At 39.6% G+C, this 25,297-nt stretch carries 24 protein-coding genes; 18 read left to right on the forward strand and 6 right to left on the reverse strand.

Annotated features, from left to right (window positions below; translation table 11 throughout):
- Positions 1-144 precede the first annotated feature (144 nt).
- From CLV99_RS16220 to CLV99_RS16280, 13 genes are all read left to right on the forward strand, one after another.
- Positions 145-519 carry a YtxH domain-containing protein gene (locus CLV99_RS16220; protein ID WP_133585572.1) on the forward strand — a complete coding sequence of 125 codons (375 nt, stop codon included), beginning with the start codon at positions 145-147 and terminating at the stop codon, positions 517-519.
- A gap of 49 nt (positions 520-568) precedes the next feature.
- Positions 569-1,228, forward strand: coding sequence for a heme exporter protein CcmB (locus tag CLV99_RS16225; RefSeq protein ID WP_133585573.1), 660 nt, complete (start codon positions 569-571; stop codon positions 1,226-1,228).
- 15 nt (positions 1,229-1,243) lie between these two features.
- The gene (gene ccsA, locus CLV99_RS16230) at positions 1,244-1,909 is read left to right on the forward strand and encodes a cytochrome c biogenesis protein (protein WP_133585574.1); all 666 of its coding nucleotides are present in this window, start codon (positions 1,244-1,246) and stop codon (positions 1,907-1,909) included.
- Positions 1,910-2,161: 252 nt separating this feature from the next.
- A complete protein-coding gene (locus tag CLV99_RS16235; RefSeq protein ID WP_133585575.1) occupies positions 2,162-2,371 on the forward strand; it encodes a CcmD family protein in 210 nt (69 codons plus the stop codon).
- A 24-nt stretch (positions 2,372-2,395) separates the two neighbouring features.
- The gene (locus CLV99_RS16240) at positions 2,396-3,379 is read left to right on the forward strand and encodes a DUF6427 family protein (protein ID WP_133585576.1); all 984 of its coding nucleotides are present in this window, start codon (positions 2,396-2,398) and stop codon (positions 3,377-3,379) included.
- Positions 3,380-3,571: 192 nt separating this feature from the next.
- Positions 3,572-4,900, forward strand: a complete 1,329-nt coding sequence (locus tag CLV99_RS16245) for a hypothetical protein (protein WP_133585577.1) — start codon at positions 3,572-3,574, stop codon at positions 4,898-4,900.
- Complete coding sequence (gene lptC / locus CLV99_RS16250; protein ID WP_133585578.1) at positions 4,893-5,516, forward strand: LPS export ABC transporter periplasmic protein LptC; 624 nt, start codon at positions 4,893-4,895, stop codon at positions 5,514-5,516. The genes CLV99_RS16245 and lptC overlap by 8 nt, the downstream gene beginning before the upstream one ends.
- 144 nt (positions 5,517-5,660) lie before the next feature.
- On the forward strand, positions 5,661-7,766 hold the full coding sequence (locus CLV99_RS16255; protein WP_133585579.1) for a peptidylprolyl isomerase: 2,106 nt from the start codon (positions 5,661-5,663) through the stop codon (positions 7,764-7,766).
- 65 nt (positions 7,767-7,831) lie between these two features.
- Positions 7,832-8,350, forward strand: coding sequence for a DUF2480 family protein (locus tag CLV99_RS16260; RefSeq protein ID WP_133585580.1), 519 nt, complete (start codon positions 7,832-7,834; stop codon positions 8,348-8,350).
- 113 nt (positions 8,351-8,463) lie between these two features.
- Complete coding sequence (locus CLV99_RS16265) at positions 8,464-9,255, forward strand: DUF3108 domain-containing protein (protein WP_133585581.1); 792 nt, start codon at positions 8,464-8,466, stop codon at positions 9,253-9,255.
- A gap of 8 nt (positions 9,256-9,263) precedes the next feature.
- Positions 9,264-9,827: a DUF3109 family protein gene (locus CLV99_RS16270; RefSeq protein ID WP_133585582.1), complete on the forward strand. Its 564-nt coding sequence runs from the start codon at positions 9,264-9,266 to the stop codon at positions 9,825-9,827.
- Positions 9,828-9,886: 59 nt separating this feature from the next.
- Entirely contained in the window at positions 9,887-10,858 is a 972-nt protein-coding gene (locus CLV99_RS16275) for a polyprenyl synthetase family protein (RefSeq protein WP_133585583.1), read from the forward strand.
- 1 nt (position 10,859) lies between these two features.
- Entirely contained in the window at positions 10,860-11,912 is a 1,053-nt protein-coding gene (locus tag CLV99_RS16280) for a TerC/Alx family metal homeostasis membrane protein (RefSeq protein WP_133585584.1), read from the forward strand.
- A 299-nt stretch (positions 11,913-12,211) separates the two neighbouring features.
- On the opposite strand, the gene CLV99_RS16285 is transcribed toward CLV99_RS16280, so the two are convergent.
- The 3 genes from CLV99_RS16285 to tpx form a co-directional block, all read right to left on the reverse strand.
- On the reverse strand, positions 12,212-13,141 hold the full coding sequence (locus CLV99_RS16285; protein ID WP_133585585.1) for a hypothetical protein: 930 nt from the start codon (positions 13,139-13,141) through the stop codon (positions 12,212-12,214).
- A 91-nt stretch (positions 13,142-13,232) separates the two neighbouring features.
- A complete protein-coding gene (gene gmd / locus CLV99_RS16290) occupies positions 13,233-14,387 on the reverse strand; it encodes a GDP-mannose 4,6-dehydratase (RefSeq protein ID WP_133585586.1) in 1,155 nt (384 codons plus the stop codon).
- 174 nt (positions 14,388-14,561) lie between these two features.
- Positions 14,562-15,059, reverse strand: a complete 498-nt coding sequence (gene tpx / locus CLV99_RS16295) for a thiol peroxidase (protein WP_133585587.1) — start codon at positions 15,057-15,059, stop codon at positions 14,562-14,564.
- A 140-nt stretch (positions 15,060-15,199) separates the two neighbouring features.
- Between tpx and CLV99_RS16300 the strand changes: the two genes are divergently transcribed.
- From CLV99_RS16300 to CLV99_RS16310, 3 genes are all read left to right on the forward strand, one after another.
- Positions 15,200-16,420: an OmpP1/FadL family transporter gene (locus CLV99_RS16300; RefSeq protein WP_133585588.1), complete on the forward strand. Its 1,221-nt coding sequence runs from the start codon at positions 15,200-15,202 to the stop codon at positions 16,418-16,420.
- A gap of 20 nt (positions 16,421-16,440) precedes the next feature.
- Positions 16,441-17,772 (forward strand): SGNH/GDSL hydrolase family protein, encoded by a 1,332-nt coding sequence (locus CLV99_RS16305; RefSeq protein WP_133585589.1) that lies wholly within the window; start codon positions 16,441-16,443, stop codon positions 17,770-17,772.
- A 181-nt stretch (positions 17,773-17,953) separates the two neighbouring features.
- Entirely contained in the window at positions 17,954-18,370 is a 417-nt protein-coding gene (locus CLV99_RS16310) for an OsmC family protein (protein ID WP_133585590.1), read from the forward strand.
- 16 nt (positions 18,371-18,386) lie between these two features.
- Here the strand turns inward: CLV99_RS16310 and CLV99_RS16315 are convergent, their stop codons facing one another.
- A complete protein-coding gene (locus CLV99_RS16315) occupies positions 18,387-19,433 on the reverse strand; it encodes a DUF2157 domain-containing protein (RefSeq protein WP_133585591.1) in 1,047 nt (348 codons plus the stop codon).
- A 137-nt stretch (positions 19,434-19,570) separates the two neighbouring features.
- Between CLV99_RS16315 and uvrA the strand changes: the two genes are divergently transcribed.
- Positions 19,571-22,423, forward strand: a complete 2,853-nt coding sequence (gene uvrA, locus CLV99_RS16320; protein ID WP_133585592.1) for an excinuclease ABC subunit UvrA — start codon at positions 19,571-19,573, stop codon at positions 22,421-22,423.
- Positions 22,424-22,426: 3 nt separating this feature from the next.
- Positions 22,427-23,164, forward strand: a complete 738-nt coding sequence (locus CLV99_RS16325; protein WP_133585593.1) for a class I SAM-dependent methyltransferase — start codon at positions 22,427-22,429, stop codon at positions 23,162-23,164.
- Here the strand turns inward: CLV99_RS16325 and CLV99_RS16330 are convergent.
- Positions 23,154-24,452: a bifunctional folylpolyglutamate synthase/dihydrofolate synthase gene (locus CLV99_RS16330; RefSeq protein ID WP_133585594.1), complete on the reverse strand. Its 1,299-nt coding sequence runs from the start codon at positions 24,450-24,452 to the stop codon at positions 23,154-23,156. The genes CLV99_RS16325 and CLV99_RS16330 overlap by 11 nt on opposite strands.
- Before the next feature lie 9 nt (positions 24,453-24,461).
- On the reverse strand, positions 24,462-25,286 hold the full coding sequence (locus CLV99_RS16335) for an energy transducer TonB (RefSeq protein WP_133585595.1): 825 nt from the start codon (positions 25,284-25,286) through the stop codon (positions 24,462-24,464).
- Positions 25,287-25,297: the final 11 nt, after the last annotated feature.

Here is a 25,297-nt window from a genome sequence, read left to right on the forward strand (position 1 = left end):
ACGATGGTTGTTTATTGATTATAAAAACGAACTGAAAAATAAACAAATATGTAGTCATGAAACGACCAGAATTATTCAAATCAAACAGAGGTAGGGATACATCTGATCGCTTCATCATCACTTTAAAAAACAAATTTTATAAAGATGAAAAATAGGAATGGATTAGTTGCATTTGCATTGTTAGGATTGGCAGTTGGAACCGCTGCTTATTATTTATTGGGTACAGAAGACGGAAAAAAAACATTGGACAAAGCCAATGATGGCATCAAGGATTTAACCAAGTCCCTTAAAGAGCTTTCAAAAAGAGAGGCAAAAAAAGCATCACGCTTAGCTAAAGAGGCTAAAGAAGATTTACGGGAATGGAAGTCCAAAGCCAAAGACGCCGGAAGAGATGTTTTAAACAAAGTTTCTGAAAAAACATCTGATTGGGCGAACAAGGCTTCCGATACTACCGATAAAATCGCACGTAAAACAGAAGATTTAGCAGAAAAAGCGAAGTCAGAAATCTCAAAAGCTTAATTGCCAAAAGTAAACGCTGTACACAGCAAATTGTGTATCTTTGTGATACATGAGTCTTTTACAGCAAATCACGACTTTAGTCAACAAAGATCTTACATTAGAGTGGCGTTCTAAACATGCCGTAAACGGCATTCTGCTATATGTGGTGTCTACTGTCTTTGTATGTTATCAAGCATTTAAAACAGTAGACACCCTGATTTGGAACGCCTTATTCTGGATAATCCTACTTTTCGCATCCATAAACGCAATTAGTAGGTCATTTGTACAGGAAAGTCAGTATCGACAGTTGTACTACTACTCCATAGCGAGCCCCAAATCTATCATACTCTCCAAAATTATTTACAACATTATACTGATGACTGTGCTTTCGGTCATCGCCTACCTAATTTATTCCTTAGTCTTTAAAAACCCCGTAGGTGACCCGCTATTTTATTTCATAGCCGTATTCTTAGGGGCAGTAAGTTTTGCTACGGTCTTTACAATGGTTTCTGGAATAAGCGCCAAAACGGGCAACAACAGTACAATGATGGCCGTTTTAGCATTCCCCATCATCATTCCTCTATTGATTGTATTGATAACACTCTCTCAAAATGCATTACAAGGTGCAGATAGGGCCGAAAGTTACAACGAGATTGGCGTTCTTGTGGCAATTAATGTAGTAACTGTTGCTATTTCTTTATTGTTATTTCCTTACCTTTGGAGGGATTAAAACAACATGTAAAAAATGAGAAAAAACTGGTGGAAAATATTAGCAGCATGTTTAGTTAGTGCTTCTGTTGTCGCTGGGTTTATGGGGCCAGTACCAAAATTATTTCTTCTTCATGAAACGATAAGAAACGTTTATTTCCACGTCCCTATGTGGTTTGCAATGTTTACACTCTATGCAATCTCTGTGGTATATAGTGTGAAATATCTCAACAATGGCAATCCAAAATATGACATCATAGCTGTTGAAGCGGTGAATACTGGTGTTATCTTTTGTTTCTTGGGGCTACTGACAGGAATGCAATGGGCCAATATTACCTGGGGTGAAGCTTGGCCAAGTGACTCTAAAACAAATGGATCCGCCATTGCAACACTTATGTATCTAGCTTATCTTGTATTGAGAAACACACTAGAAGAAGAACAAAAACGGGCCAAAATATCTGCTGTCTATAATATTTTTGCTTTCCCTATCATGATTGTATTGATGTATATCCTTCCCAAAATGACGGATTCTCTACATCCAGGAAGCGGGGGAAATTCTACCTTTGGAGACCTCGATATGGATAACAATATGCGACCCATTTTCTATTCAGCAGTAATTGGTTGGATACTTACTGGCGTATGGATTTGCACCCTAAGGTACCGGGTAGCATTACTGGAACGTAAAGCGAATCAAATCGATTAATACGAACTTTTAAAATGCGAAATTAGTTTTCACAACAAAGAAAAACATTCGCATAAATAATCTTATTCTGTTGAATTATTAACATATGAAATACTCATGTTTAGCGAAGCACAAACACCCATGAGTATTCCATATGACAGATAAAAAGCAAATTATACACATATGAAATATCCATGTAGTACAGACTACACAAACACTGCTAAAAACAGTTTGGATATTCCATATCGCAATTAAAAAAGAAAAAATTTACATATGAAAAAATTTAGTTTACTTTCCATCTTCACGCTGATAGCATTAGCCTCTTACGCTCAATCATCTGAAATTGAAATGGCAGAGGGACTTCGCAGCTCGGGAAAAATATGGGTTGTAGTCTTAGTGCTTTTAACTATCGTTATTGGAGTTTTTGTATACTTGTTTACAATAGACAAAAAAGTCACAAAACTAGAAAAGAGAAACTCCTAAGTCTATCCAAAGTATTTCAAAATTATGATCATTAAACAGCACAGGAAGTTCACGCCAATCAATATACTATTTGTATCGATTATTGGAACTTTTTTGTGTTTGGGCGCATTTTTGCACCTTCCTGAAGAGTTAAGACCGATTCTGCTCGAACCCGCAGCCAACAATCTCTTCAATATCGAAATCGGATCAGGGCTCCAACCGGTGTCCAATGTGCTATTGACATTGACCTTAACGCTACTTCAGGCTTTACTATTAAATAAAATAGTAAATCATTTTAATTTTTTGGGCAAACCTAATTTTCTGACAGCCCTACTATTCATGACTTTAGTCAGTCTATTCTTACCATTTTTAGTTCTATCACCTACCCTAATATGTAACTTTATTACGATCTGGATGATGAGCAAGCTTTTTGCTATTTATAAGCAAGCCGATGTAAAAAGATTAATGTTCGACTTAGGAATGATTGTAGCTATCGGTAGCTTGGTATATTTTCCATTTATCGTGATGTTTCTCTTATTATGGATAGCGCTGATCATCTTTAGGCCATTCATCTGGAGAGAATGGGTAACACCAGTATTTGGCTTTTCCATTGTTTATTTCTTACTTGGCGTGATCTACTACTGGTTGGATAGATTTGATGAATTTAAAACTATTTTTTCTCCGTTTACAAATCCGTTACCACATACCTTACACGTAGATTATCAAGATTACTTAGTTGTAATACCTATTGCGATTGCTCTTTTGTTTCTTCTGGCTGTATTAAGAGATCAATATTTTAGAAGCGTCGTTCACATACGGAAATCGTTTCAATTACTTTTTTATATGCTTTTGCTTATTGCAGGGTCGTTCTATTTGAATGAGAAGATTAATATCAATCACTTTCTACTTTGCGCCCCTCCTTTAGCCATCTATTTGGCATATTATTTTTCCTTTGCCAAGTCTAAATGGGTATATGAAAGCTTATACCTCGTAATTATGATTACGATAATATACTTTCAATTTATGTAAAAAACTGACAAACAATCGTTTAACCTTTTTTAACAAAATGAGGTCAAGGATTCATTAAAATTTAAATAGTTTTGTAACGAAATAAATTCATCAGAAGAACAATTGGTCGGTTTATTAAAAAAATGCCAGTTCGTTATTGGCCTATCAAGATAACACAAAAATACGTCCGAAGCGCGGAGATTATAAAAATATATGCATAAACAATTCAATGTTTTGAGTGCCAAAAGGGCTTTACAGCTTGTAGTTGCTACAGGCCTTTTTCTGGTAAACATCCAAGCGAATGCCCAGACTACAACCTCACACTCTCCTTATTCCAAATTTGGCCTAGGACAGATGAGAGAAGACCTTCTTCCACAGACCCGATCGATGGGAGGAATATCAAGTGCAATACGTTACCAATCAGGCCTTCCTATTCTCAATGTCGCCAATCCAGCAAGTTACTCCGCTTTTTCTAGAACTATCCTAGAAGTAGGACTTTATGGTAATGCAACCGAACTGAGCCGTCCCGGTGCAAAAGACAATACAGCTGACTTTGCTTTTTCTCACTTGGCAATAGGCGTCCCACTCTCGCAACGCTTTGGTGGACTTGCGTTTGGACTTATGCCTTATTCTGATGTGGGTTACAACCAAACCAGCAGAGAGCAGATAGGTAATTTGGCCTATAATATTTCATCCAAAGGAGAAGGAGGCGTAAACAAAGCTTTCTTTGGTTATGGTGTATCTCCAATTAAAGGATTAAGCATAGGTGCTAATATCGGTTTCCTATTCGGTGAACTGACCGATGTAAATTTAGTCAGTTTCCCTACTGATCCGAGTATGTTAAATGCACGCTACAATGAGACACGCCTTATCCGGGGAGCAACCTATGACTACGGTGTGCAGTATTCAAAAGCAATAAGCAAAAAACTAAATCTAACTGTCGGTTATACGGGATCATTAAACAATACAATAACAAGCAAAACTTCATCGTTTGTTAAAAGAACTGAACCTTCAACAGATCCAGATTATCAAAACATTCCGCTCGATACAGTATCCAGTATAGACGGATTGTCTCGAAAAATCAATCTTCCATTAAAACATACCGTTGGTTTTACCCTTTCCAAAGGATATAACTGGATGGTTGGTGCAGATTTTAAATACGCTGATTGGAGTAACTTTCAAACACGTGCAGGAGAGCCTTCACTAGGAAAGAACTATGGATTCGCAGTTGGTGGACAAATTAAGCCAGATCCGACATCCTTTAGGTATTGGAATATTGTAGATTACAGACTAGGATTCCGCTACGATAAGACACCACTAAAGTATAACAACGAAAACATTAATGATATGGCGGTTACTGTAGGTCTTGGCTTACCATTACCTGAAACAAATTTTGGTCTTACCTTTTCACGGATAAACATATCCGCAGAATTTGGCCAGAGAGGAGCCTTATCCAACAATCTAGTACGTGAACGTTATATCAACTTGAATCTAGGCTTTACATTGAATGATACTTGGTTCAGAAGAAGAAGTTATGACTAATAAGAGAAGCATATTCTCAAAGATATATATCGATATTCCCCTATTGTTTCTTATTTCAATAGGGGTTTTCTCACTTAGTAGCTGTGAGAATGATCTTCGTGAAGTCAATAAAATTGAGAATATACAACAAGAAGAGGCCGTAGATATCTCTAAAGATGTAAAAATCATCCTAAGCGACTCGGCGGTTGTAAAAGCTCAACTAACAGGTCCTGAAATGCGTGTATATCATGACACCACTGGTAATAAAAACAGCAATTATGAGTTTCAGAAAGGCATACAGATTATATTTTATGATGCCGAAGGCAAGGAAAGTCAACGTATCCGGTCCGATTATGGTAAACAGCGAGTTCTAGATGGGATTACAGAGTTTAAAAAAAATGTAGTGGTAAATATGTCTGATGGTTCAATCATTAAGACAGAAGAGTTGTACTATGATGAAAAAAAGAAAATTTACTACAATGATGTCCCTATTTCATTTGAGTTCAAAGATGCAAGAGGCAATCTATTAGCAACTTCTTTCACATCAGACACCGAATTTAGAAATATTAATGGGCAGAATATGACTGGTTTCTATATCCCATCCGGAAACAGCCAGTTGCCTTCATTTGGCAATTAATTCGACCACAACAATAAAGGTTTAAATTAGTTTTATTTACGTTATAAAAATTTACTCTTTTTTTTTATAAAAGTTGTATCTTGCGCCTTGTTTTAACAAAACACAATTAAATAACTAAAGAACACATAAATACAATACGAGAATATGGGATTAATGGGTAATTTGCGTAACCGTGCTGGATTGGTAATATTCATAATCGGCTTAGCAATTGTTGCATTTTTATTAGGGGACATCATTAAGTCCGGAACGCCGTTTTGGGCTAAGAAGCAAAATGAAGTAGGTAGCGTCAACGGTAACTCGGTCGACTATCATGATTTCAATGCGCAGGTAGAACAAACATCGGCTATGTATCAGCAGCAAATGGGCGGTGCTGAAACCCCTCAGATAAAAAACTTTGCAGTACAGCAGGTTTGGAATCAATTTGTTTCCAAAGAGCTGATGGCTACTGAGATTGAAAAACTAGGATTATCCGTAGGCAAAAAAGAGTTCAACGATCTAATCACTGGTCCAAACCCTTCGCCTCAGATTATGCAAACCTTCACCAACCCAGAAACAGGTCAATTTGACCGTAACTACCTTACTCAGGTAATTAATGAAGCAAAAGGTGGCAATGCTCAGGTTGCACAACAATGGGAATTACTTCTCGAAAATGTCCGCTCCCAAAGATTGACAGAAAAATACTCTAACTTACTAAGCAATTCAGTATACGTTACAGCATTAGAAGCACAGGACGAATATACTGCGAAGAATAAATTAGCAAATTTCAAGTATGTATTACTAGACTATTCTTCGGTTAATGAAGCTGACATCAAATTAACAGATGCGGATTACAAAGAATACTATGATAAGCATAAAAATGCTTTCAAGAACCCAGAAGAAACACGTTCAGTAGAATATGTCTTATTTGATGCTAGTGCAACAGCCAAAGACTCTACCGCTACTCTAACTGCAATTCAAACGCTAAAAAGTGAATTAGCAGCTTCTACCAATGATTCGCTATTTGTTGTAGGAAGCTCTGATAACAAATACCCTGTAACTTATTACAGAAAAGGTCAGGTTAGTCCAGCCTTAGACTCAGTTATATTCAACGCTGCAAAAGGAACAACAGTAGGTCCATTTTTATCAAACGGTGCTTACGAGATCGCGAAAATCTTAGATTCCAAATTCAGCCCAGACTCTGTCAAGGCAAGCCACATCCTATTAAATGCAGCAGCAGAAGGTGGTGTTGACAAAGCAAAAGCGAAAGCAGACTCTATCAAAGGTCTAATTGCTAAAGGAGAAAGCTTCTCTGCATTAGCAGTTGAATTCAGTCAAGATCCAGGGAGTAAAGCTAATGGAGGCGACTTAGGAACTTTCACTAGAGGACAAATGGTTGGTCCTTTTGAAGAAGCCGCATTCAATGGTAAAGCTGGAGATGTAGTTGTCGTAGAATCACAATTTGGTGTACATATTCTAAAAATCGAAAAACAAATCGGAAACTCTAAAATTGTAAAAGCAGCAATCCTCGATAAGGTAATCACTGCAGGAAAAGAAACTACAGATGCTATTTATGCAAAAGCGAACTCTTTCTTTACAGCTGCTAACAGTTCCAATTTCTCTGAAACTGCAAAAAAAGAGAATCTGAATCTGCAAAAAGCAACACGTGTACAGCCGATGGACAATTCTCTAAACGGCGCTGAAGCTTCTAGGGAATTGATACGTTGGATTTTTGAAGCGAGCAAAGGCGACGTATCTGATAAAATTTACGAAACAGAGAACAACTTTATCGTAGCTAAGGTTTCAGGAATCAACCCAAAAGGTATTCAACCTTTGGAGGCTATTAAAGGTGATATAGAGCTAGGTGTCAAAAACCTTGTAAAAGCACGTATGTTAAAAGAAAAAATGAATAACGCTCTTAACGGTGCTACCTCATTGGATCAAGTAGCTCAAAAGGCTGGAAAACCTGCAATCGCTGTCGAGAACATCGTTTTAGCAAATCCAGTAATACCAGGTGTATCACTAGAAAGCACAGTCATAGGTACTGTATTTGGTCTACAACCGAACAAACCATCTAAAGCTATTGAAGGAACTCAAGGCATCTATGCGGTACAAGTAGATAGCTTTGTAAACCCAAAAGAGATGGTAGACACAGAGCGTAAAAATCAACAAAAACAAATGTTGACATCTAAACAACAACGCGCATGGGGGTCAATCTTCAAGGCACTGCAAGACAATGCAAAGATTGATGACAATCGCATTAGATTTTATTAAGATATTATAATTAATTTTACAGCCGGGCATGGTAACATGTCCGGCTTTTTTTATATTTTTAGCATATGGATATTCAAGAGAACATAGTCAATAAAGTTGCACAAAGTGGTCTTATCACTATTGATTTAGCAGAATATGCGCCTATAGAGAACGATATCCTAACTTATGACATCAAGGAGAACCTCTTCCATGGATTGATACTAAAAGAGAAAGATTTCAGAGATTTTGTCAAACAGCACGACTGGTCTCAGTATCAAGACAAACATATGGCGATTACTTGCTCTACAGATGCCATTGTTCCAACCTGGGCTTATATGATCCTAGCCAATAAGCTCACTCCTTTTGCCAAAACTATACATTTTGGAACGAGAGACGAAGTTGTACGCAATTTATTCGCTGAAGCTATGCAAGCTATAGACTATACGGTTTATAATGACCAACGTATTGTCGTGAAAGGATGTGGTGACATCTATGTTCCGGAAAGTGCATTTGTGTCCTTCACCCATAAGCTTAGCTTGGTGGCCAAAAGCATCATGTACGGAGAGCCCTGCTCTACTGTACCTGTGTTTAAGCGAAAAAATTAAACCATCGGTGATCTTGAAGCGTCTTAGGTATATTAATGAGGATATTCTATTCTGATCGATCTAAGAAGACAATCAGAACAAATTACGCCCGTTATTGAACAACTTGAACATATATGAAAAGAGCCTACATTACCTTACTTGCTTTGTTTATTAGCTTCACATGGAGCTTTGCCCAATCTCTTCCCTATCTAAAAGAACCTACTTTTAAAGAAGGTGAAAAACTCTCTTATAAACTAAGATACGGTATCATATCCGCTGCTAATGGTGTACTATCTGTAAACAAGTCCCAGTTGCAATTCAGTAACAAGAATACTTTCCATCTGAATGCCTTCGGACAGACATCCTCAGCATTCTCTATCTTCTATACTGTCAAAAACAAATATGACTCCTATATCGATGGAAATACCTACCAGCCTTATCTATATACTGAAGACATCCATGAAAACAGCTATACACGAAAAGAATACGCTACATTCGATCATCGAAATTCTACAGTAAAAGGAGCCAAAGGAACCTTTAAAGGAAAGACCTCACAAATCTTTGACTTATTATCTGCATATTACTTTTCACGGAATCTAGATCTGTCTTCATTGAAAACCGGAGACACCTTTAAGATAACCTACTTCTTGAACGACGAAATTGCAGAGTTAAAGGTAGAATATATAGGTACCGAAAAGATAAAAACAAGTCTAGGGACACTTGACTGTATTAAATTAAGTCCTGAAATCAAGCCTGGCCGTATCTTCAAAAAGGACAGTAAGTTGTATCTTTGGGTCACAAACGATGGTAATCGTATACCTGTAAAGGCCCAAGTAGAGATTTTAATAGGTTCTGTCACGATGGAACTAACAAAGGCTGATGGGTTAAAGTATGAATTAGGAAAAAAAGTGAGCTATTCAAAATAAGTAAAATCATGATTGAGGTTGATAATGTATTAGTCCATGAGGACTTGATAAGCAATGATTTTGTTTGTAACCTATCGAAATGTAAAGGAATCTGCTGTGTAGAGGGAGATGCTGGTGCACCACTACGAGAATCTGAAAAAGCAGTACTCCAAGAGATCTATCCAAAAATAAAGCCCTATATGACTGAAAAAGGCATTCAGGCCGTTGAGGAACAAGGGACGCATGTAATCGATAGTGACGGAGACCTAACGACTCCCTGTGTGGACGGCAACAAGGAATGTGCCTATGTCACTTGGGAAAATGGGATCACAAAATGTGCAATAGAAAAAGCCTACGAGCTAGGCGAAGTAGATTGGAAGAAGCCAATTTCCTGCCATCTATACCCTATACGAACCACACACTATCCTCAGTTTGATGTCTTACATTACGACAGGTGGCACATCTGTAAAGATGCCTGTAGCTTTGGCAAAGAACTTCAGGTCCCTGTCTACAAATTCTTAAAAGATCCCCTCATCCGTGAGTATGGCACAGAATGGTATACTAAATTAGAAGAATCGGTAGAATCTATCTAATGGATTTTTGTTATCTTTATTGCGTATAAATAGACGCTAATTGGTATTTACCATCATTCATGCTTAGTTTAAAGGAGATACAACGCCCCATTGCAACAGAGCTTTCGACATTCGAAACGAAGTTTAAGCAGTCCATGCAAAGCTCTGTTCCACTTTTAGATATTATAACCCAATACTTATACAAACAGAAAGGAAAGCAAATGCGTCCTATGTTTGTATTTTTCGCTGCAGGCTTATGTGGAGAGATCACTGAATCTACCTATCGTGGAGCTTCGCTTGTCGAATTGCTACATACCGCATCGCTTGTACATGACGATGTAGTAGACAATGCAAATGAAAGAAGGGGTTTCTTTTCAATCAATGCTTTATGGAAAAATAAAGTTGCCGTACTTGTTGGAGATTTCCTGCTTTCCAAAGGTCTCCTTCTTTCGGTTAACAGTAATGAACACAATCTATTAAAAATCGTCTCTGAGGCTGTTGAGCAGATGAGTGAAGGAGAGCTACTCCAAATAGAAAAGGCACGTAAACTAGATATAAAAGAAGATATCTATTACGAGATAATCCGCAAGAAAACAGCATCTTTAATTGCATCTTGCTGTGCATCCGGAGCGTCTTCTGCTAAAGCAGATACAGACACCATAGAACTTATGCGATTATTCGGAGAAAAGGTAGGATTAGCTTTTCAGATAAAAGACGATTTGTTTGACTTTGGATTGGATGATGTTGGCAAACCCGTAGGTAATGACATCAAAGAAAAAAAGATGACGCTACCGTTAATATATGCTTTGTCAAATACTTCAACTACCGAAAAACGCCGAATCATTAATTTGGTTAAGAATCACAACGAAAACAATGAGAAGGTAGAAGAGGTCATACAGTTTGTACGGAGTAGTGGAGGCTTAGAATACGCTACCGAAAGAATGATGCAATTCCAACAGGAAGCATTCGATATCTTAGCAAAATTCCCTGACAACGTTTATAAAGAAGGCCTTAAGCAGTTAGTAACATTTACAACAGAAAGAAAAAAATAATATGAGTCACGAGATAATGTTTTTTGGAGGATTTATAGTCTTCATCATCCTCATGCTGGCAATTGACCTCGGTTTATTTAGTAAAAGTGATAAACCTATAAGTCTAAAAGCTGCAGCCATCATGTCATTAATATGGATATTATTTGCTTTAGGTTTCGGCTTAGTTCTTTATTTCTGGGGTAATGAATTACATAATGTGCACGACATCGCACGTTTGAAAGAAATTGTTGCTAAACATTACCACGATATAAAAATAGTGGAAAATGATCTAGCTGCCAGCTTACATCTCTACAACAAGAACCTAACTTTAGAATATCTTACGGGTTACGTCGTCGAATATGCTCTATCAGTGGATAACATCTTTGTTATGGTATTACTGTTCTCCTCATTCGGCATACCTGAACGCTATTACCATAAAGTATTAGTATGGGGAATTCTAGGAGCGATTATCCTACGTTGCATCTTTATCTTTGTTGGAGCAGCCTTAATAGCCAAATTCGGTTGGATACTTTATGTCTTTGGGGCCTTCTTAGTATACACCGGATTTATGATGTATATCAACAGAAATCAAGAAGAAGAAGTCGACCCTCAGAATCATGCTATAGTCAAATTTGCCTCAAAATATTTTAAGGTAACATCGAAAATGGACCAGGGCAATTTTTTTCATATTGAAAATGGAGTACGCTATATGACCCCTCTTTTTCTGGTCCTCTTAGTGATTGAATTCACCGATTTAATTTTTGCGGTAGACTCCATCCCCGCGATATTCTCCGTAACAAAAGATCCCTATATTGTATTCTTTTCGAACATCTTTGCGGTATTGGGACTAAGATCGATGTTCTTCCTTTTGGTCAACATCATTCACAAATTCCATTATCTGAAAGTTGGTTTAGCGTTTCTATTGATTTTTATCGGAGCAAAAATGCTATTACATGATTGGCTTAAAGAATGGGGTTTTACAACATCCCACTCCTTAATTATTATTTTGAGCATATTAGCGATTAGTGTTGTGGCCTCCCTCGTTTTTCCAAAGAAAGAAAATTACGACCATTAACTATAAAAAAGTTAAGCCATAAAAAACAGCGTTCGAAAACTCGAACGCTGTTTTTTTATTTCTTAGCGCCTAAACAAACACCTTACAAGTTTGCTGAAATACCATCTATCAATACGCAACTCGCCAAACCATATTGATACTTTACAAAACAATGTCCTTACGCTTTACATTTGCAGTGCTAGAACTTCCTCCTTTCATCGACATATGACATATGTCTGCGGCGTAATCAATATAAAAAAGAAAAGGCCGTCAATAATAACGTATTGACGACCCATAGACTTTATATATCGTAGATAAAACTATTTCAAGACTACACTTGACCTACCCATGATTGCATCATCGGCATATAAGAGTACCGTATAGGCCCCTTTCTTAAACCGATTAACATCTCTCCATAGCAATTGATATTCTTCACCTCTATTTGTGAAGTTAATGTTCTCTTTAAAAGTAAACTGGAGCTTATCCCCGTGTACATAAAACACATCTCCCGCTTTCGCAATGAGATTACCTTGTGGGTCAATTATGCGAACAAAAACTTCTTTACTGCCCTCCTTGGCTAATGGATTATCAGCAATAGAAAACTTAATCTGCAAATCATCCACTCGCTTCGCTTTAGTTTCTATCTCCAACTCACCTTTTCGCGTTTTCTCTACACCATTGACCAAAATACTAGAAACTTTAACAGAAGAAGCAATGCTTACTTTTTCGTTTAACCGCTCATTCCGCTCTTTCAGATTTTCCACCTGATCGCTTTTTTCCTTTACGGTCGAACTTAGCTCCTTATTTCTCTTTAAAAGAATATCATTTTGAAGTTTCAACTCCCCTGCTTCATCTTTTAGTGAAGAAACATTCTTTTTTAATTTCTGTATCTGATCTTTAGCGGCTTGTATCTGCGTATCTGAGATATTGGAATCTTCTAGCTCTGTACGTAGATCATCAATTATTTTACGCGCAAATTGTTCTTCCTGAATGAGATTCTCGGGTAGACCTTCAATATTTTGATTCTTAATATTATCTAATTCAGCCTCTATACGGTCTATTTCAATTTGTAGATTTTCTTTCTGCAATGCTACGGTATAGAGCTTCTCTCCAGATGATTTAAATTTTACGTAAAAATAGATATTGGTTGCCAGTAGCGAAGCTATAGCAATCATAAAAAAATAAATCTTCGAGTTATCCTTCTTATTATTCGGAACCTCACTCTCGACAGATGTATTGCTTAACTCCATATCAGACCTTCAATTAATACCAAACTCGCGTTTAAACTCCTATTTCCCATAACTGAAAAGTACTCAACAAAAACTATTCCAAAAAAAAGCACTACTCAAAATAGTTAAGTGTCTCAAAACCACCGCCTTTTAAATACTGTTCCTTACGCATCAAATGAAGATCAGACTGCACCATCTCAGACACCAGCATCTGTAGATCATACTTTGGTATCCAATTTAACTGTGTCTGAGCTTTTGTAGGGTCACCAATCAATAAATCGACTTCTGTCGGTCTATAGTAACGCGAATCCACTTTCACGACAGTCTGTCCCAATTTTATGCCTTCTGGATCAATTCCCAATTCTTTCAGCCTTTCGTCGTCACGATCTATAACGACTCCTTTTTCTTGTTCATCCTTACCACTGAACTCCACCGTCACACCGAGCTCCGCAAAACTTAAACGTACAAAATCCCGGACAGTGGTCGTCACTCCTGTCGCAATAACAAAGTCTTCAGGAGTATTCTGTTGCAGTATAAGCCACATCGCTTCAACATAATCCTTAGCATGTCCCCAATCTCTTTGGGCAGAAAGATTACCTAAAAAAAGCTTGCTTTGCAATCCTAGCGCAATCTTAGCTACTGCTCTTGTAATTTTGCGTGTTACAAAAGTTTCCCCTCGTACTGGACTCTCGTGGTTAAACAAAATTCCATTACACGCATACATTTTATAGGCCTCACGATAGTTCACCGTAATCCAGTATCCATACATCTTAGCTACGGCATAAGGACTACGTGGATAAAAAGGTGTAGTTTCACTTTGTGGCACTGCCTGCACCAAGCCGTACAGTTCTGAGGTAGAAGCTTGATATATTCTTGTTTTCTCGATCAATCCCAACAAACGGACCGCTTCTAAAATCCTTAGCGTCCCTATCCCATCCGCATTGGCGGTATATTCGGGAGTGTCAAAGCTAACTTTAACGTGTGATTGAGCTGCTAAATTATATATCTCGTCCGGTTGCGTTTCTTGGATAACTCGAATCAGATTTGTGGAATCCGTAAGATCGCCATAGTGTAAGACAAAATTTCTATTATCGAGATGAGGATCTTGATAGAGATGATCAATACGGTCCGTATTAAAGAGTGAACTTCGCCTCTTTAATCCATGCACCAAATAGCCTTTTTTTAATAAAAACTCAGCCAAATAGGCTCCGTCTTGACCCGTGACACCCGTAATAAGTGCGACCTTTTGAGTAGTAGATTCCTTCATAATACAAAATTAGCCAAACTTAGAAAAAATGCAGGGGATTCACGAATACCTATTAAAAAAAAAGCCATTTGCACAGCTCTTTTACTCTAGATAGACCACCGCTCTACTAGACACGAGAATAATATCTCTCTTATTTTGACAAGAGAGATATTATTGACTATCAAACTGAACTAATTACAGAGACGCAATCGCGGCCTCATAGTCAGGTTCGTTAGTCGTTTCCGCAACTTGCTCGGTATAGACAACCTTTCCAGATTCGTCTAATACGACCACTGCACGGCTTAGCAATCCCTGTAAGGGACCATCTGAAAAACGAACACCATACGCTTCAGAAAAAGCATTGTCTTTGTATTCTGACAAAGTCACTACATTTTCGATTCCTTCGGCAGCACAGAACCGTCCCTGTGCGAAGGGCAAATCTTTCGATATACACAATACCACAGTATTATCCATCGACGCTGCCTTTTGATTGAAAGTACGTACAGACATCGCACAAGTGCCCGTGTCTATACTTGGAAAAATATTTAAAACAATCTTCTTTCCTAAAAAATCTGACAAAGACTTCTGTGATAAATCTGCGGCTGTTAATGAAAAATCCGGAGATTTAGTTCCGACAGCAGGCAAACTTCCTGCCGTGTTAACTGTTATACCTTTAAATAAAACTTGACTCATGATAATAATATTTAATGCCATTAAGATAGTAATTTTCAAGGATTACGCCTATTAAAAAAAGTCATAAAATTATTTTAATTGAAAAAAAAATACTATGTTAGCATTGTATTTTAAAGAAATACGTTAACCAAAGTAAGCTTATGAAAAAACTACTATTATCGTTTCTATTAGCTAGCCCAATTCTCTTATTTGCTCAAGGCTCACAAGTGAATACACAAGGCATAAAGGCCCTAGGTATGGCAGGCGCTGGTTCTGCTTTATTTGTTGATGAATCCAGCATATTTTATAATCCGGGCGCACTCGTCAAGATGGATCACAATGCCATTTCTGCCGGAGCATCTGCCGTCATGTATAGATCTGCCTTTAAAGAAGTCAACTCTACACGACAGTATGATACAAAGTTCCAGATTACCCCTCCTTTTTCGATATTCGCTACATTTGGTCCAAAAGATACTTGGTGGAAAGCTGGACTTGGAGTCTATACCCCATTTGGTGGTGCAGTCGATTGGGGACAAGATTGGCCAGGTAAATATGAGCTGAATCATCTACAGATGCGTGCCATTTACATACAGCCGACCTTGAGCTTTAAAATTACGGAGAACTTTAGCATAGGTGGAGGATTTGTTTATAATCTAGGCTTCGTTGATCTATCACGATCAATACCTACATTTGACGCAAATGGTAACCCTGGCCGTGCTGAATTATCAGGAATGGGTACCGGGACGGGCTATAATTTAGGTGTCCACTACAACTTAGAGGATGAATTTTCAGTATCCCTTAGCTACCGCTCCAAGGTCATCACTAAATTAAAAGATGGAGATGCCAAATTTACGGTACCTGAGGCATTAGCGGCTTCATTTCCCACGACCACTTTTGACGCAGAATTGCCGTTACCCGCTTCTTTCAACATAGGTATCTCCTTCCCCGTTAGTGAACGTATAGATATTGCAGCAGATGGAACATTTATCGGTTACGACATCTACAAGTCTTTAACTTTTGACTACAAAGACAATACTTCAGCATTAGAAGACACCTATCAGCCAAAAAAATATCAAAATGCCTTCTCCGGCAAAGCTGGTATTAATTATAAAGCAACAGATAAGCTTGATCTAAGAACGGGTGTTGGCTATGTCTATAGTCCGGTCATGGCAGAATACGTATATGCGGAGACACCGGACAACAATCGTGTCATGGCTTCACTAGGCTTCACCTACGATATCTCGGATAGATTTGAATTGACCGGAGCATACACCTTCCAACGTATTTTGGAACGCACAGTAACCAATGCTGTAACAGGTCTGAACGGAACATTCAAGACCAACATCCATGCTCCCGGCATTTCACTCAGCTACAAATGGTAATAACTTAAAGGTATTGACAGATGAAAAGATTCAAAAAAAACATTAAACTTTATATAGGCCTTGTAGCATGTGCCCTAGCAACATCCTGCGCACCTGAAATCGACAATGCAAAGCCCAATGAAAATACAGGTACTTCAAAGCCCGATTTTTCCAAATACATCGCTATAGGTAACTCGCTGACGGCGGGCTTTGCCGATGGAGGGTTATATTTGGAAGGCCAACAATTGGCTTTCCCAGTATTGCTTGCCGAAAAAATGAAAGCGCATGGAGGAGGTGAATTCAAATCCCCTTTCTTTACAGAAAGTCAGTCCAATGGTTCGGGCTATATCCGCTTGAAAGCTTTGGTCAATGGGCAACCGGTAACTGAGCCTGTCACCGACAAACTAGCGGTTAGAGGGTTATCGCCCAACAATACGCCTTTATATACAAAATATACCGACGAAGTGAATAACCTCGGTGTTCCGGGGATGCGTCTCGATATGGTTAACATCCCAGGACTCGGCTCTGTAAAAGGCAATCCCTATTTTGAAAGACTACTCACGGATCAAGAAGTCATGACAACTTATCGTGCCTTTGCAACATCCAAAAACCATACTTTTTTCTCTTTTAGCCTTGGTAACAATGACGCCTTAGGCTATGCCACCAATGGTGGTGTAGAAAAAACTGATGGGACCAGTACTCTTACCGATATCAATACCTTTGGTAATAATCTAACAGACTTCATCAATGATTTGACAACAAACAACCGAAAGGGAGTCATTGCGACTATTCCTGACGTGTCTGCAGTTCCATTTCTCACTACGGTAACACGACAAGCACTACTACAAGCTGCTACTGCAGCTTCACAGGCACAAGGAGGCCCAGCTGTTACTGCTCTTTTTATAGCGACTAAAGCTGGTACAAGACCTGCCACCGATAAAGACATGTTTGTCCTGCCATTTGCTTCTTCAGGCCTATTAGGAAAACCTAATGATCAAAAAATACCCTATGGTCTACACCCAAACAATCCCATCGAAAGCCAATATGTGTTGGATGAAGCTGAGGTTGCAGAGGTCAAAACACGTATTGACCAATATAACAAGAAGATATTAGAGGTAGCTAACAGCAGAGATTTAGCAGTAGCTGATATCCATGCCTTCTTAAACAAGGTCAAAAATGGTTATGTATATAATGGTATAACCATTAGCAACAAGTACATCACTGGAAATGTCTTTTCATTAGACGGTGTACACCTTACACCGATAGGATATGCCATTATGGCCAATATCTTCATCGATGCAATCAACGCTAAATATGGCACTCAACTGGACAAAGTCGATGCTATGCAATATCGCGGAGTCAAGATGCCTTAAAACGCAATGAATCCGACATTATATAAAAGGCACCCTCATCGACAGGGTGCCTTTTTTGGCACCAACTCTTTTTTAGACCAAGCATTTTTGCTAAGTTTGATAGACAATTCAGAAGTTGTTATACGACTTCGCCCTACCGATACCTACACGTATTGGTCATTGATCAAAAAACAGTAAACAAATGAAAACAGTATTACAACGCGTCAACAACGCCGTGCATTTTGAGGCATCCAGCCCATCGTCCGCGGTCAAGATTAATATTGATGGCCCAGCATCTATAGGTGGTGAAGAAAAAGGCGTACGCCCCATGGAATTGGTATTGATGGCATTAGGTTCATGTAGTGTATTCGATCTAACGACCATCTTACAGAAACAACGACAAGATATTCAAGATATACGGGTAGAAGTAGAAGGAGACCGTCGAGATGAAATCCCTAATATTTTCACCAAAATCCATATTTGCTTCTACCTAAAAGGTGACATCGATGAGATTAAGGCTCAAAAAGCAGCAGAACTTGCCGTAAAGAAATACTGCTCAGTACATGATATGCTTGCAGCAGGAGGTGTGGACATCACCTACAGTATCAAAATAAACTAAAAAAACAGAGCACTTCTCATGAGGTGCTCTGTTTTTTCCATATCTTTTCGGACCAACGCCCTACCAACCAAAAAGAAACGGCTAGGATTAGAAAGAAAATTGTACGATTGATATTATCCCAAAGATACTCTACAAAACGAGTGTAAAGATTCAAAAGAAAAAACACAAATCCGATATCCCGTATCACAGCATCTTTCTTCTTTAATCCATATAACGCCAATCCCAACGAAACAATTGTCGCCAATAATCCCCAATATAAAATTTCGTATTGCCGTATTTGAGTCCAAGCTTCAAAATCACTGTAATTTCCAAAGATAGATAGACACCATAAAGCGATCATCGTATATAGCAGACCTATGACAAAGCTAGTAGACTGGAACTCATCCAACGCTTTCCAGCGCGGCTGAATCCAAATCGAGAACATAGTAAGCAAAGCACCAAAAATAGTAAAACGCAACGGGAAGTTCATCCCCCAAAATTTCCACCCCCACTCGCTATGCAAGGCCGTCTCCGTCGCAAACCAGACACCTAATGCAACCAATGTAAATACCCAAATCAGTTTTGACTTTAATTTCACAGCCAACACGGCATAGATTAAAATCGAAATAAAAAAGAGTATCGTAAAATAGTGCGTATTTCGATCTAAGATCTGCCCAAGAAAGCCAATACTCGCAGCTGTAGAAAAAGCCCCCGACAGCATCAGTGTTTCATTGGAAAAGGTCTTATCGGGATACCGTTTTTTATTCCGAAATCCAAGCACATAGAAAGCTGCCGCCAATCCCGCAAAGAACAGGCAGAACACAATATTTGGTGTTTCATAGAATTGCTCAACAAAGCGAACCAACATATCGTCCGCAAAAAGAGAAACGACAGAAAAAATCAACGAAGCCAATGCTACCCAGAACGCATACCGCGCCAGAACTTTCCATTCAAAGCTACGTTCATCCATATTTTCTTGCAATTCCTGCACTTTATCTGCATCAAGCAGCTTCTGCTCATACCAGTGCTGCAACGCCTGATCTACAACTTCTTTCTCTTGCTTACTTAAATCTAGTTTCTTCACAAATTCCCCGGTTTAATTGGTACAATTTACAAATAAAAGCATTATTAATGCTAAAAAAGCTAAACTCCACCGAAGTCCTTTCTATAAAGTCCAATTAATATTCAGTAACTTTGCAAGTTGCAAAAACTTAACGTTCCATGTCAAAAACAAAAGCAGTAGATTTAGGAGATCAGAATGAAGTTGAGGTATTTGGTGCCCGTGTACACAATCTCAAAAACATAGACATCTCATTCCCACGAAACGAACTAGTAGTGATTACCGGACTAAGCGGTTCAGGCAAATCCTCTTTAGCTTTTGATACGATATATGCCGAAGGGCAACGTCGCTATATGGAGACGTTTTCTGCCTATAGCCGTCAGTTTCTAGGCGGTATGGAACGTCCCGATGTCGACAAGATATCGGGATTAAGTCCAGTAATCTCGATCGAGCAAAAAACAACGAGCAAAAACCCGAGATCCACGGTAGGAACGATTACCGAGATATACGATTTCTTACGTCTATTATACGCCAGAGCGAGTGAAGCCTTCTCTTTCGTAAGTGGCAAACGTATGCAACGTATGTCTGAAGACCAGATTGTAGACCGGATCCTAGAAGATTTTGACAAAGAAGCTATTTACATTTTAGCACCGATTGTCAAAGGGCGCAAAGGACATTACAGAGAGTTATTTGAACAAATCCGGAAACAGGGATATACCAAAGTACGTGTCGATGGGGAGTTGCTAGAATTAGTACCCAAGATGCAGGTTGACCGCTACAAAATCCACGACATCGAAATCGTTGTCGACCGTTTGATGGTCGAAGAGCAGGATCGCAAACGCCTATACACCTCAGTATTACAGGCGATGAAAGCTGCCAAAGGTATTATCAAGATAGCAAATAAAGAAAACACAAAAGAGCAGTTCTTCAGCCGTTACCTTATGGATGCGGAATCGGGTATATCCTACGATGAACCGCAACCCAATACGTTCTCTTTCAACTCTCCCTATGGAGCATGTCCTAAATGTGATGGCTTGGGTTATATATTCGAAATCGACAAGAATACGGTCATTCCAGACCGTAAACTCAGCATACAAAAAGGAGCCATTATACCACTAGGACCTGTAAGGGAATCTTGGAACTTCGCCGTGTTAAAAGCTGTTGCACAACGATTTGATTTTACACTGGCCACTCCTGTTGAAAAACTGACAGAAGAACAGATTGACACACTGCTATTCGGTGCGGAAGAACCTATTTCCCTGACTGTATCTTATGGTTCATACGGTGCTCGGGAGTATAAAGTAAGTTTCTCTGGTATATTCAAAATGCTTGAAGAATACACCGGAAAGACCAGCGACGACGCTCCTGCCTTGGAGGATTACAGAACCAAAGTCTGCTGCCCTAGCTGCCAAGGAGCACGACTAAAACAGGAGTCACTTCATTTTAGAATTGACAATAAAAATATCAGCGAGCTCGCTGCGATGGATATTTCTTCTTTAATGAACTGGCTTGAGAATATCGAAGAACGCATTGACGAACGTCAAAAGATAATCGCTGTAGAAATCCTTAAGGAAATACGTACCCGTTTGGGATTCTTACTGGACGTCGGCCTAAACTATCTCAGCCTAGACCGTTCTTCCAAAACATTGTCTGGAGGGGAAGCCCAACGTATACGCCTAGCTACACAGATAGGTTCACAATTGGTCAATGTATTGTATATACTGGATGAGCCTAGTATCGGTCTTCACCAAAGGGACAATGAGCGTTTGATTAACTCCTTAAAAAATCTACGCGATATTGGCAATTCGGTTTTGGTTGTCGAACATGATAAAGACATGATACTGCACGCAGATTATGTCATAGACATGGGACCGGCAGCAGGCATTCATGGTGGCCAGGTCGTAGCCGAGGGTACACCAAAACAGATCCTAAAAGCCAACTCACTAACTGCCGATTACTTAAATGGCAAAAAGGAAGTTCAAATTCCTACTAAACGCCGGGATGGAAATGGTCATACCTTATCCTTGAAAGGAGCGACGGGGAATAACCTAAAGAATGTCTCTGTAGACTTCCCTTTGGGCAAATTGATATTGGTAACCGGCGTATCGGGTTCTGGCAAGTCCAGTTTGATCACAGGTACTCTCTACCCTATCCTCAACAAACACTTCTTTAGAGCCAAAGCCACACCTATGCCTTACAAAAGTATAGAGGGCTTGGAACATATAGACAAGGTCATCGAAATAGATCAGAGCCCTATTGGCCGTACTCCCCGATCTAACCCCTCAACCTACACAGGAGTCTTTTCGGATATCCGCACATTATTTGTACAGCTACCTGAGGCAAAGATCAGAGGTTATAAACCCGGGCAGTTTTCATTCAATGTCAAAGGTGGACGCTGTGAGACCTGTCAAGGTGCAGGCATGAAAATCATCGAGATGAACTTTCTCCCCGATGTACAGGTACCTTGTGAAACCTGCCATGGCAAACGCTACAACCGGGAGACTCTAGAGGTCAGGTATAAAGGCAAATCGATCTCCGACGTTCTAGATATGAGTATACACGATGCTGTAGCTTTCTTTGAGCATATTCCATCGATACACCGTAAGATAAAAACCTTGGAAGATGTTGGGCTGGGCTACATCACCTTAGGCCAGTCTTCAACTACACTTTCTGGTGGAGAAGCACAGCGGGTCAAACTTGCCACTGAACTTTCTAAAAAAGACACCGGAAATACCTTTTACATCCTGGATGAACCGACCACAGGTCTCCATTTTGAAGATGTCAATGTCCTTTTAGGGGTTATTAACAGACTCGTAGACCGTGGCAATAGCGTATTGATTATTGAGCATAACCTCGATGTCATCAAAACGGCCGATTGGGTTATTGATATGGGGCCTGAAGGTGGAAAAGAAGGCGGGAAATTAATGTTTGCAGGACTACCTGAAGATTTAATCAAGCAGAAGAAAAGCGAAACAGGGCGCTTCTTAAAAGAGGAAATGACCGGCCGTCAATAATCTATGGAAAATGAGGTGAACCAAACGGGGAGAAAAAATATTTATGACCCACAATTTGTAAAGAATCTGTTCAATACCATGTCAGGTTCTTACGAGAGGATGAATTATATCACTTCTTTTGGCTTTTCCATCCGCTGGCGAAAACAATTTCTCAGAAAACTAACTCCTTCAACGGAAAAACTAAATGTCCTTGACTTGCTATCTGGCCTGGGAGAGAATTGGAGCTACTTAAAAAAGCACTTTCCCCAGTCTAATTTTCATGCTCTGGATTTTTCAGAGGCCATGCTTTCGAAATCTATGCCCAAAGGAGAGCGTATATTTGGCAAACAGTTGACCCTATTCTCGGACGATGTATTGAATAATAGTCTATCATCGTCCCACTATGATATCGTGACCTGCGCCTATGGTCTCAAGACCTTCAATAACAGCCAGCTAGACATACTCGCCCGAGAGCTCAGTAGGATACTCAGATCCAATGGTCGATTTACATTTATTGAAGTATCCGTCCCCAAATCCCCGATACTGGCTTTTTTTTACGGACTATACCTAGGGCATATTATTCCAGTCTTAGGAAAGCTATTCCTAGGAAATCCATCAGATTATAAAATGCTATGGATTTACACCAAGAGCTTCCAAAATACCCAGCAGATTCAAGAAATCTTTAGTCGATATAATCTGGAATTAGAGATAGACTCCTATTTTTTTGGCTGTGCCACCGGTATACATGGTTTTAAGAAGTGATACTACTCAATACCTCCGCAACAACAAAATTAGAACCTCCGACAAATATTAAATCTCCAGCTTGATAAGCGTCTTTAGCCACCGCTAGCGCATTGACTACAGTACCACACTCCTGCCCTTTCAAACCATAAGTAGAAGCCTTCGCAGCCAACTCCATAGCACTCATCGCTCTGGGCATATCAGGGTTAGAAAAATAATAGATCGCATCCTTCGGCAGATACGGCAACATATGATCCAAGTCCTTATCTTTCATGGCGCCGATCACGATATGCAACTGCTTGAAATGGACCTCTGCCAAATTTTTAATCACTTCTTTAATACCGTCTTCGTTATGCCCTGTATCACATATGATCAGTGGATCTGTAGATATCGTCTGCCAGCGTCCTTGGAGACCTGTTCGCGCCTGTACCTGAGCCAATCCTTCCTTCAGCCTATCTTCAGGAATCTCATAGCCCAAACCCCGAAGTTGCTCCACTACCGCAAGTACCCCTAGCACGTTCTTCAACTGATAGGAACCCGTCAAATCCAAGTCGTAAACGTTTTTAGTAGCATCGGACAACACCTCTACCTCTTGCAGTAGATCCGTCTTACTAATACGCTCAGCCTTAAAGACCTGATCGGCAAAAATCAATGGAGCATTGCACGCTATCGCTCTGTCTATAAAAACCGGAGCGGTTACAGGGTGTGTTTCTGAAATAACAATAGGGGTATTTGATTTGATAATTCCCGCTTTCTCGATTGCGATCTCCGTTAAGGTATCCCCCAGTAGATTCATATGGTCCATCCCGATATTCGTAATCAAGGCTACATCGGGATGAATTATATTCGTGCTATCCAAGCGCCCTCCCAGCCCTACTTCAATAATCGCTACGTCGACCTGTTGTGTAGCAAAGTAATCAAAGGCCATCGCTACAGTAGCTTCAAAAAAAGAAGGCTGTACCTCTTCAATCAGTTCCTTTTGCCTATTTACATAATCTACGACAAATTGAGCATCGATCTGCCGTCCATCAATACGGATACGTTCTCGAAAATCAAGTAAATGGGGGGAGGTGTATAGCCCCGTACGATAGCCCGAGGCACTCAATATAGAAGCCAGCATGTGGGATGAAGATCCCTTACCATTTGTCCCTCCTACATGTATCGTTTTATAACTATTTTGCGGATTGCCAATCGCATCACATAAGGCGATGGTACGGTCCAAATCCTTTTTATATGCCGAAGCACCATCTCTTGTAAACATAGGCAATCGACTATATAAGTAGTCGATTGCCTCTGTATAAGTATACATAAGTGATTCTTATCTTAATTTAAAATTGAATTTGATAATCCCGGTTTGACTATCTGGAGCATTATCAATCTGGTTCAATCGCGCTCCCCTTACAGCCCGTTCACACTTAGACCAAAGTTCACCATCGGATATAGTCGTCCCTTTAGCTCCTGCGCGGGCATAGGTAATCACCCCATTCTTATCCACTTTGAACTCCACCGCCACTATACCTGCCTGCTGTCCTTTATCATCTATTTTGGGTGCTACCGTAAACTTACGGTTCGCCAATGAAATCATAGCATTACCGAATCCCGAACCACCTTCGCCATAGTTTGACGCAAGAGGGTCACCGAGATTAGATCCTTGGTTTCCAGCAGTACTGCCTGTTCCATCTCCGGCCCCGCTGCCATTATTCTTTTTACCTTTATATAAGGCATTCGAATTGACTGCAGGTGTACTGGTTTTCGTTTCTTTTGTGGTCTCTGCCGCAGGAGTTTTGACAGCCTTCTCCGCTTTAGCAACGGCAGGCGCATCTTCCATATCCTGTGTAGCTACAGTTTTATCAGCTACCTGTTGTGTGGGCGTTGGCGTAGGCGTCTCCGTAGGGACGATCCGATCAGGTTGTACATTATTTGCATTTTCATCCATCGAGGGTTCTTCCACGTTCATATAATCATCCCCCATACCCTCTTCAGACGTACCATAATTGACCACAATTCCACCCATACCAAATTCCGGAATCTCAGGTTGTCCAAACACAACAAAGAAACCAATCACCCCCAATACAACCATTACTAGCGCGGAATAACCCAACGCTTTAGGCATATTATTTTCTTCTTTAAGATGGTAGTACATTTGTCAATATT

It is taken from the genome of Sphingobacterium yanglingense, from assembly GCF_004363245.1.
Lineage (GTDB): Bacteria > Bacteroidota > Bacteroidia > Sphingobacteriales > Sphingobacteriaceae > Sphingobacterium > Sphingobacterium yanglingense.

Bases quoted from the DNA above. Each gene is read 5' to 3' on its own strand.
- CLV99_RS16220 (WP_133585572.1), top strand. From the start codon at position 145: ATGAAAAATAGGAATGGATTAGTTGCATTTGCATTGTTAGGATTGGCA.
- CLV99_RS16225 (WP_133585573.1), top strand. From the start codon at position 569: ATGAGTCTTTTACAGCAAATCACGACTTTAGTCAACAAAGATCTTACA.
- ccsA (WP_133585574.1), top strand. From the start codon at position 1,244: ATGAGAAAAAACTGGTGGAAAATATTAGCAGCATGTTTAGTTAGTGCT.
- CLV99_RS16235 (WP_133585575.1), top strand. From the start codon at position 2,162: ATGAAAAAATTTAGTTTACTTTCCATCTTCACGCTGATAGCATTAGCC.
- CLV99_RS16240 (WP_133585576.1), top strand. From the start codon at position 2,396: ATGATCATTAAACAGCACAGGAAGTTCACGCCAATCAATATACTATTT.
- CLV99_RS16245 (WP_133585577.1), top strand. From the start codon at position 3,572: ATGCATAAACAATTCAATGTTTTGAGTGCCAAAAGGGCTTTACAGCTT.
- lptC (WP_133585578.1), top strand. From the start codon at position 4,893: ATGACTAATAAGAGAAGCATATTCTCAAAGATATATATCGATATTCCC.
- CLV99_RS16255 (WP_133585579.1), top strand. From the start codon at position 5,661: ATGGGATTAATGGGTAATTTGCGTAACCGTGCTGGATTGGTAATATTC.
- CLV99_RS16260 (WP_133585580.1), top strand. From the start codon at position 7,832: ATGGATATTCAAGAGAACATAGTCAATAAAGTTGCACAAAGTGGTCTT.
- CLV99_RS16265 (WP_133585581.1), top strand. From the start codon at position 8,464: ATGAAAAGAGCCTACATTACCTTACTTGCTTTGTTTATTAGCTTCACA.
- CLV99_RS16270 (WP_133585582.1), top strand. From the start codon at position 9,264: ATGATTGAGGTTGATAATGTATTAGTCCATGAGGACTTGATAAGCAAT.
- CLV99_RS16275 (WP_133585583.1), top strand. From the start codon at position 9,887: ATGCTTAGTTTAAAGGAGATACAACGCCCCATTGCAACAGAGCTTTCG.
- CLV99_RS16280 (WP_133585584.1), top strand. From the start codon at position 10,860: ATGAGTCACGAGATAATGTTTTTTGGAGGATTTATAGTCTTCATCATC.
- CLV99_RS16285 (WP_133585585.1), bottom strand. From the start codon at position 13,141: ATGGAGTTAAGCAATACATCTGTCGAGAGTGAGGTTCCGAATAATAAG.
- gmd (WP_133585586.1), bottom strand. From the start codon at position 14,387: ATGAAGGAATCTACTACTCAAAAGGTCGCACTTATTACGGGTGTCACG.
- tpx (WP_133585587.1), bottom strand. From the start codon at position 15,059: ATGAGTCAAGTTTTATTTAAAGGTATAACAGTTAACACGGCAGGAAGT.
- CLV99_RS16300 (WP_133585588.1), top strand. From the start codon at position 15,200: ATGAAAAAACTACTATTATCGTTTCTATTAGCTAGCCCAATTCTCTTA.
- CLV99_RS16305 (WP_133585589.1), top strand. From the start codon at position 16,441: ATGAAAAGATTCAAAAAAAACATTAAACTTTATATAGGCCTTGTAGCA.
- CLV99_RS16310 (WP_133585590.1), top strand. From the start codon at position 17,954: ATGAAAACAGTATTACAACGCGTCAACAACGCCGTGCATTTTGAGGCA.
- uvrA (WP_133585592.1), top strand. From the start codon at position 19,571: ATGTCAAAAACAAAAGCAGTAGATTTAGGAGATCAGAATGAAGTTGAG.
- CLV99_RS16325 (WP_133585593.1), top strand. From the start codon at position 22,427: ATGGAAAATGAGGTGAACCAAACGGGGAGAAAAAATATTTATGACCCA.
- CLV99_RS16330 (WP_133585594.1), bottom strand. From the start codon at position 24,452: ATGTATACTTATACAGAGGCAATCGACTACTTATATAGTCGATTGCCT.
- CLV99_RS16335 (WP_133585595.1), bottom strand. From the start codon at position 25,286: ATGTACTACCATCTTAAAGAAGAAAATAATATGCCTAAAGCGTTGGGT.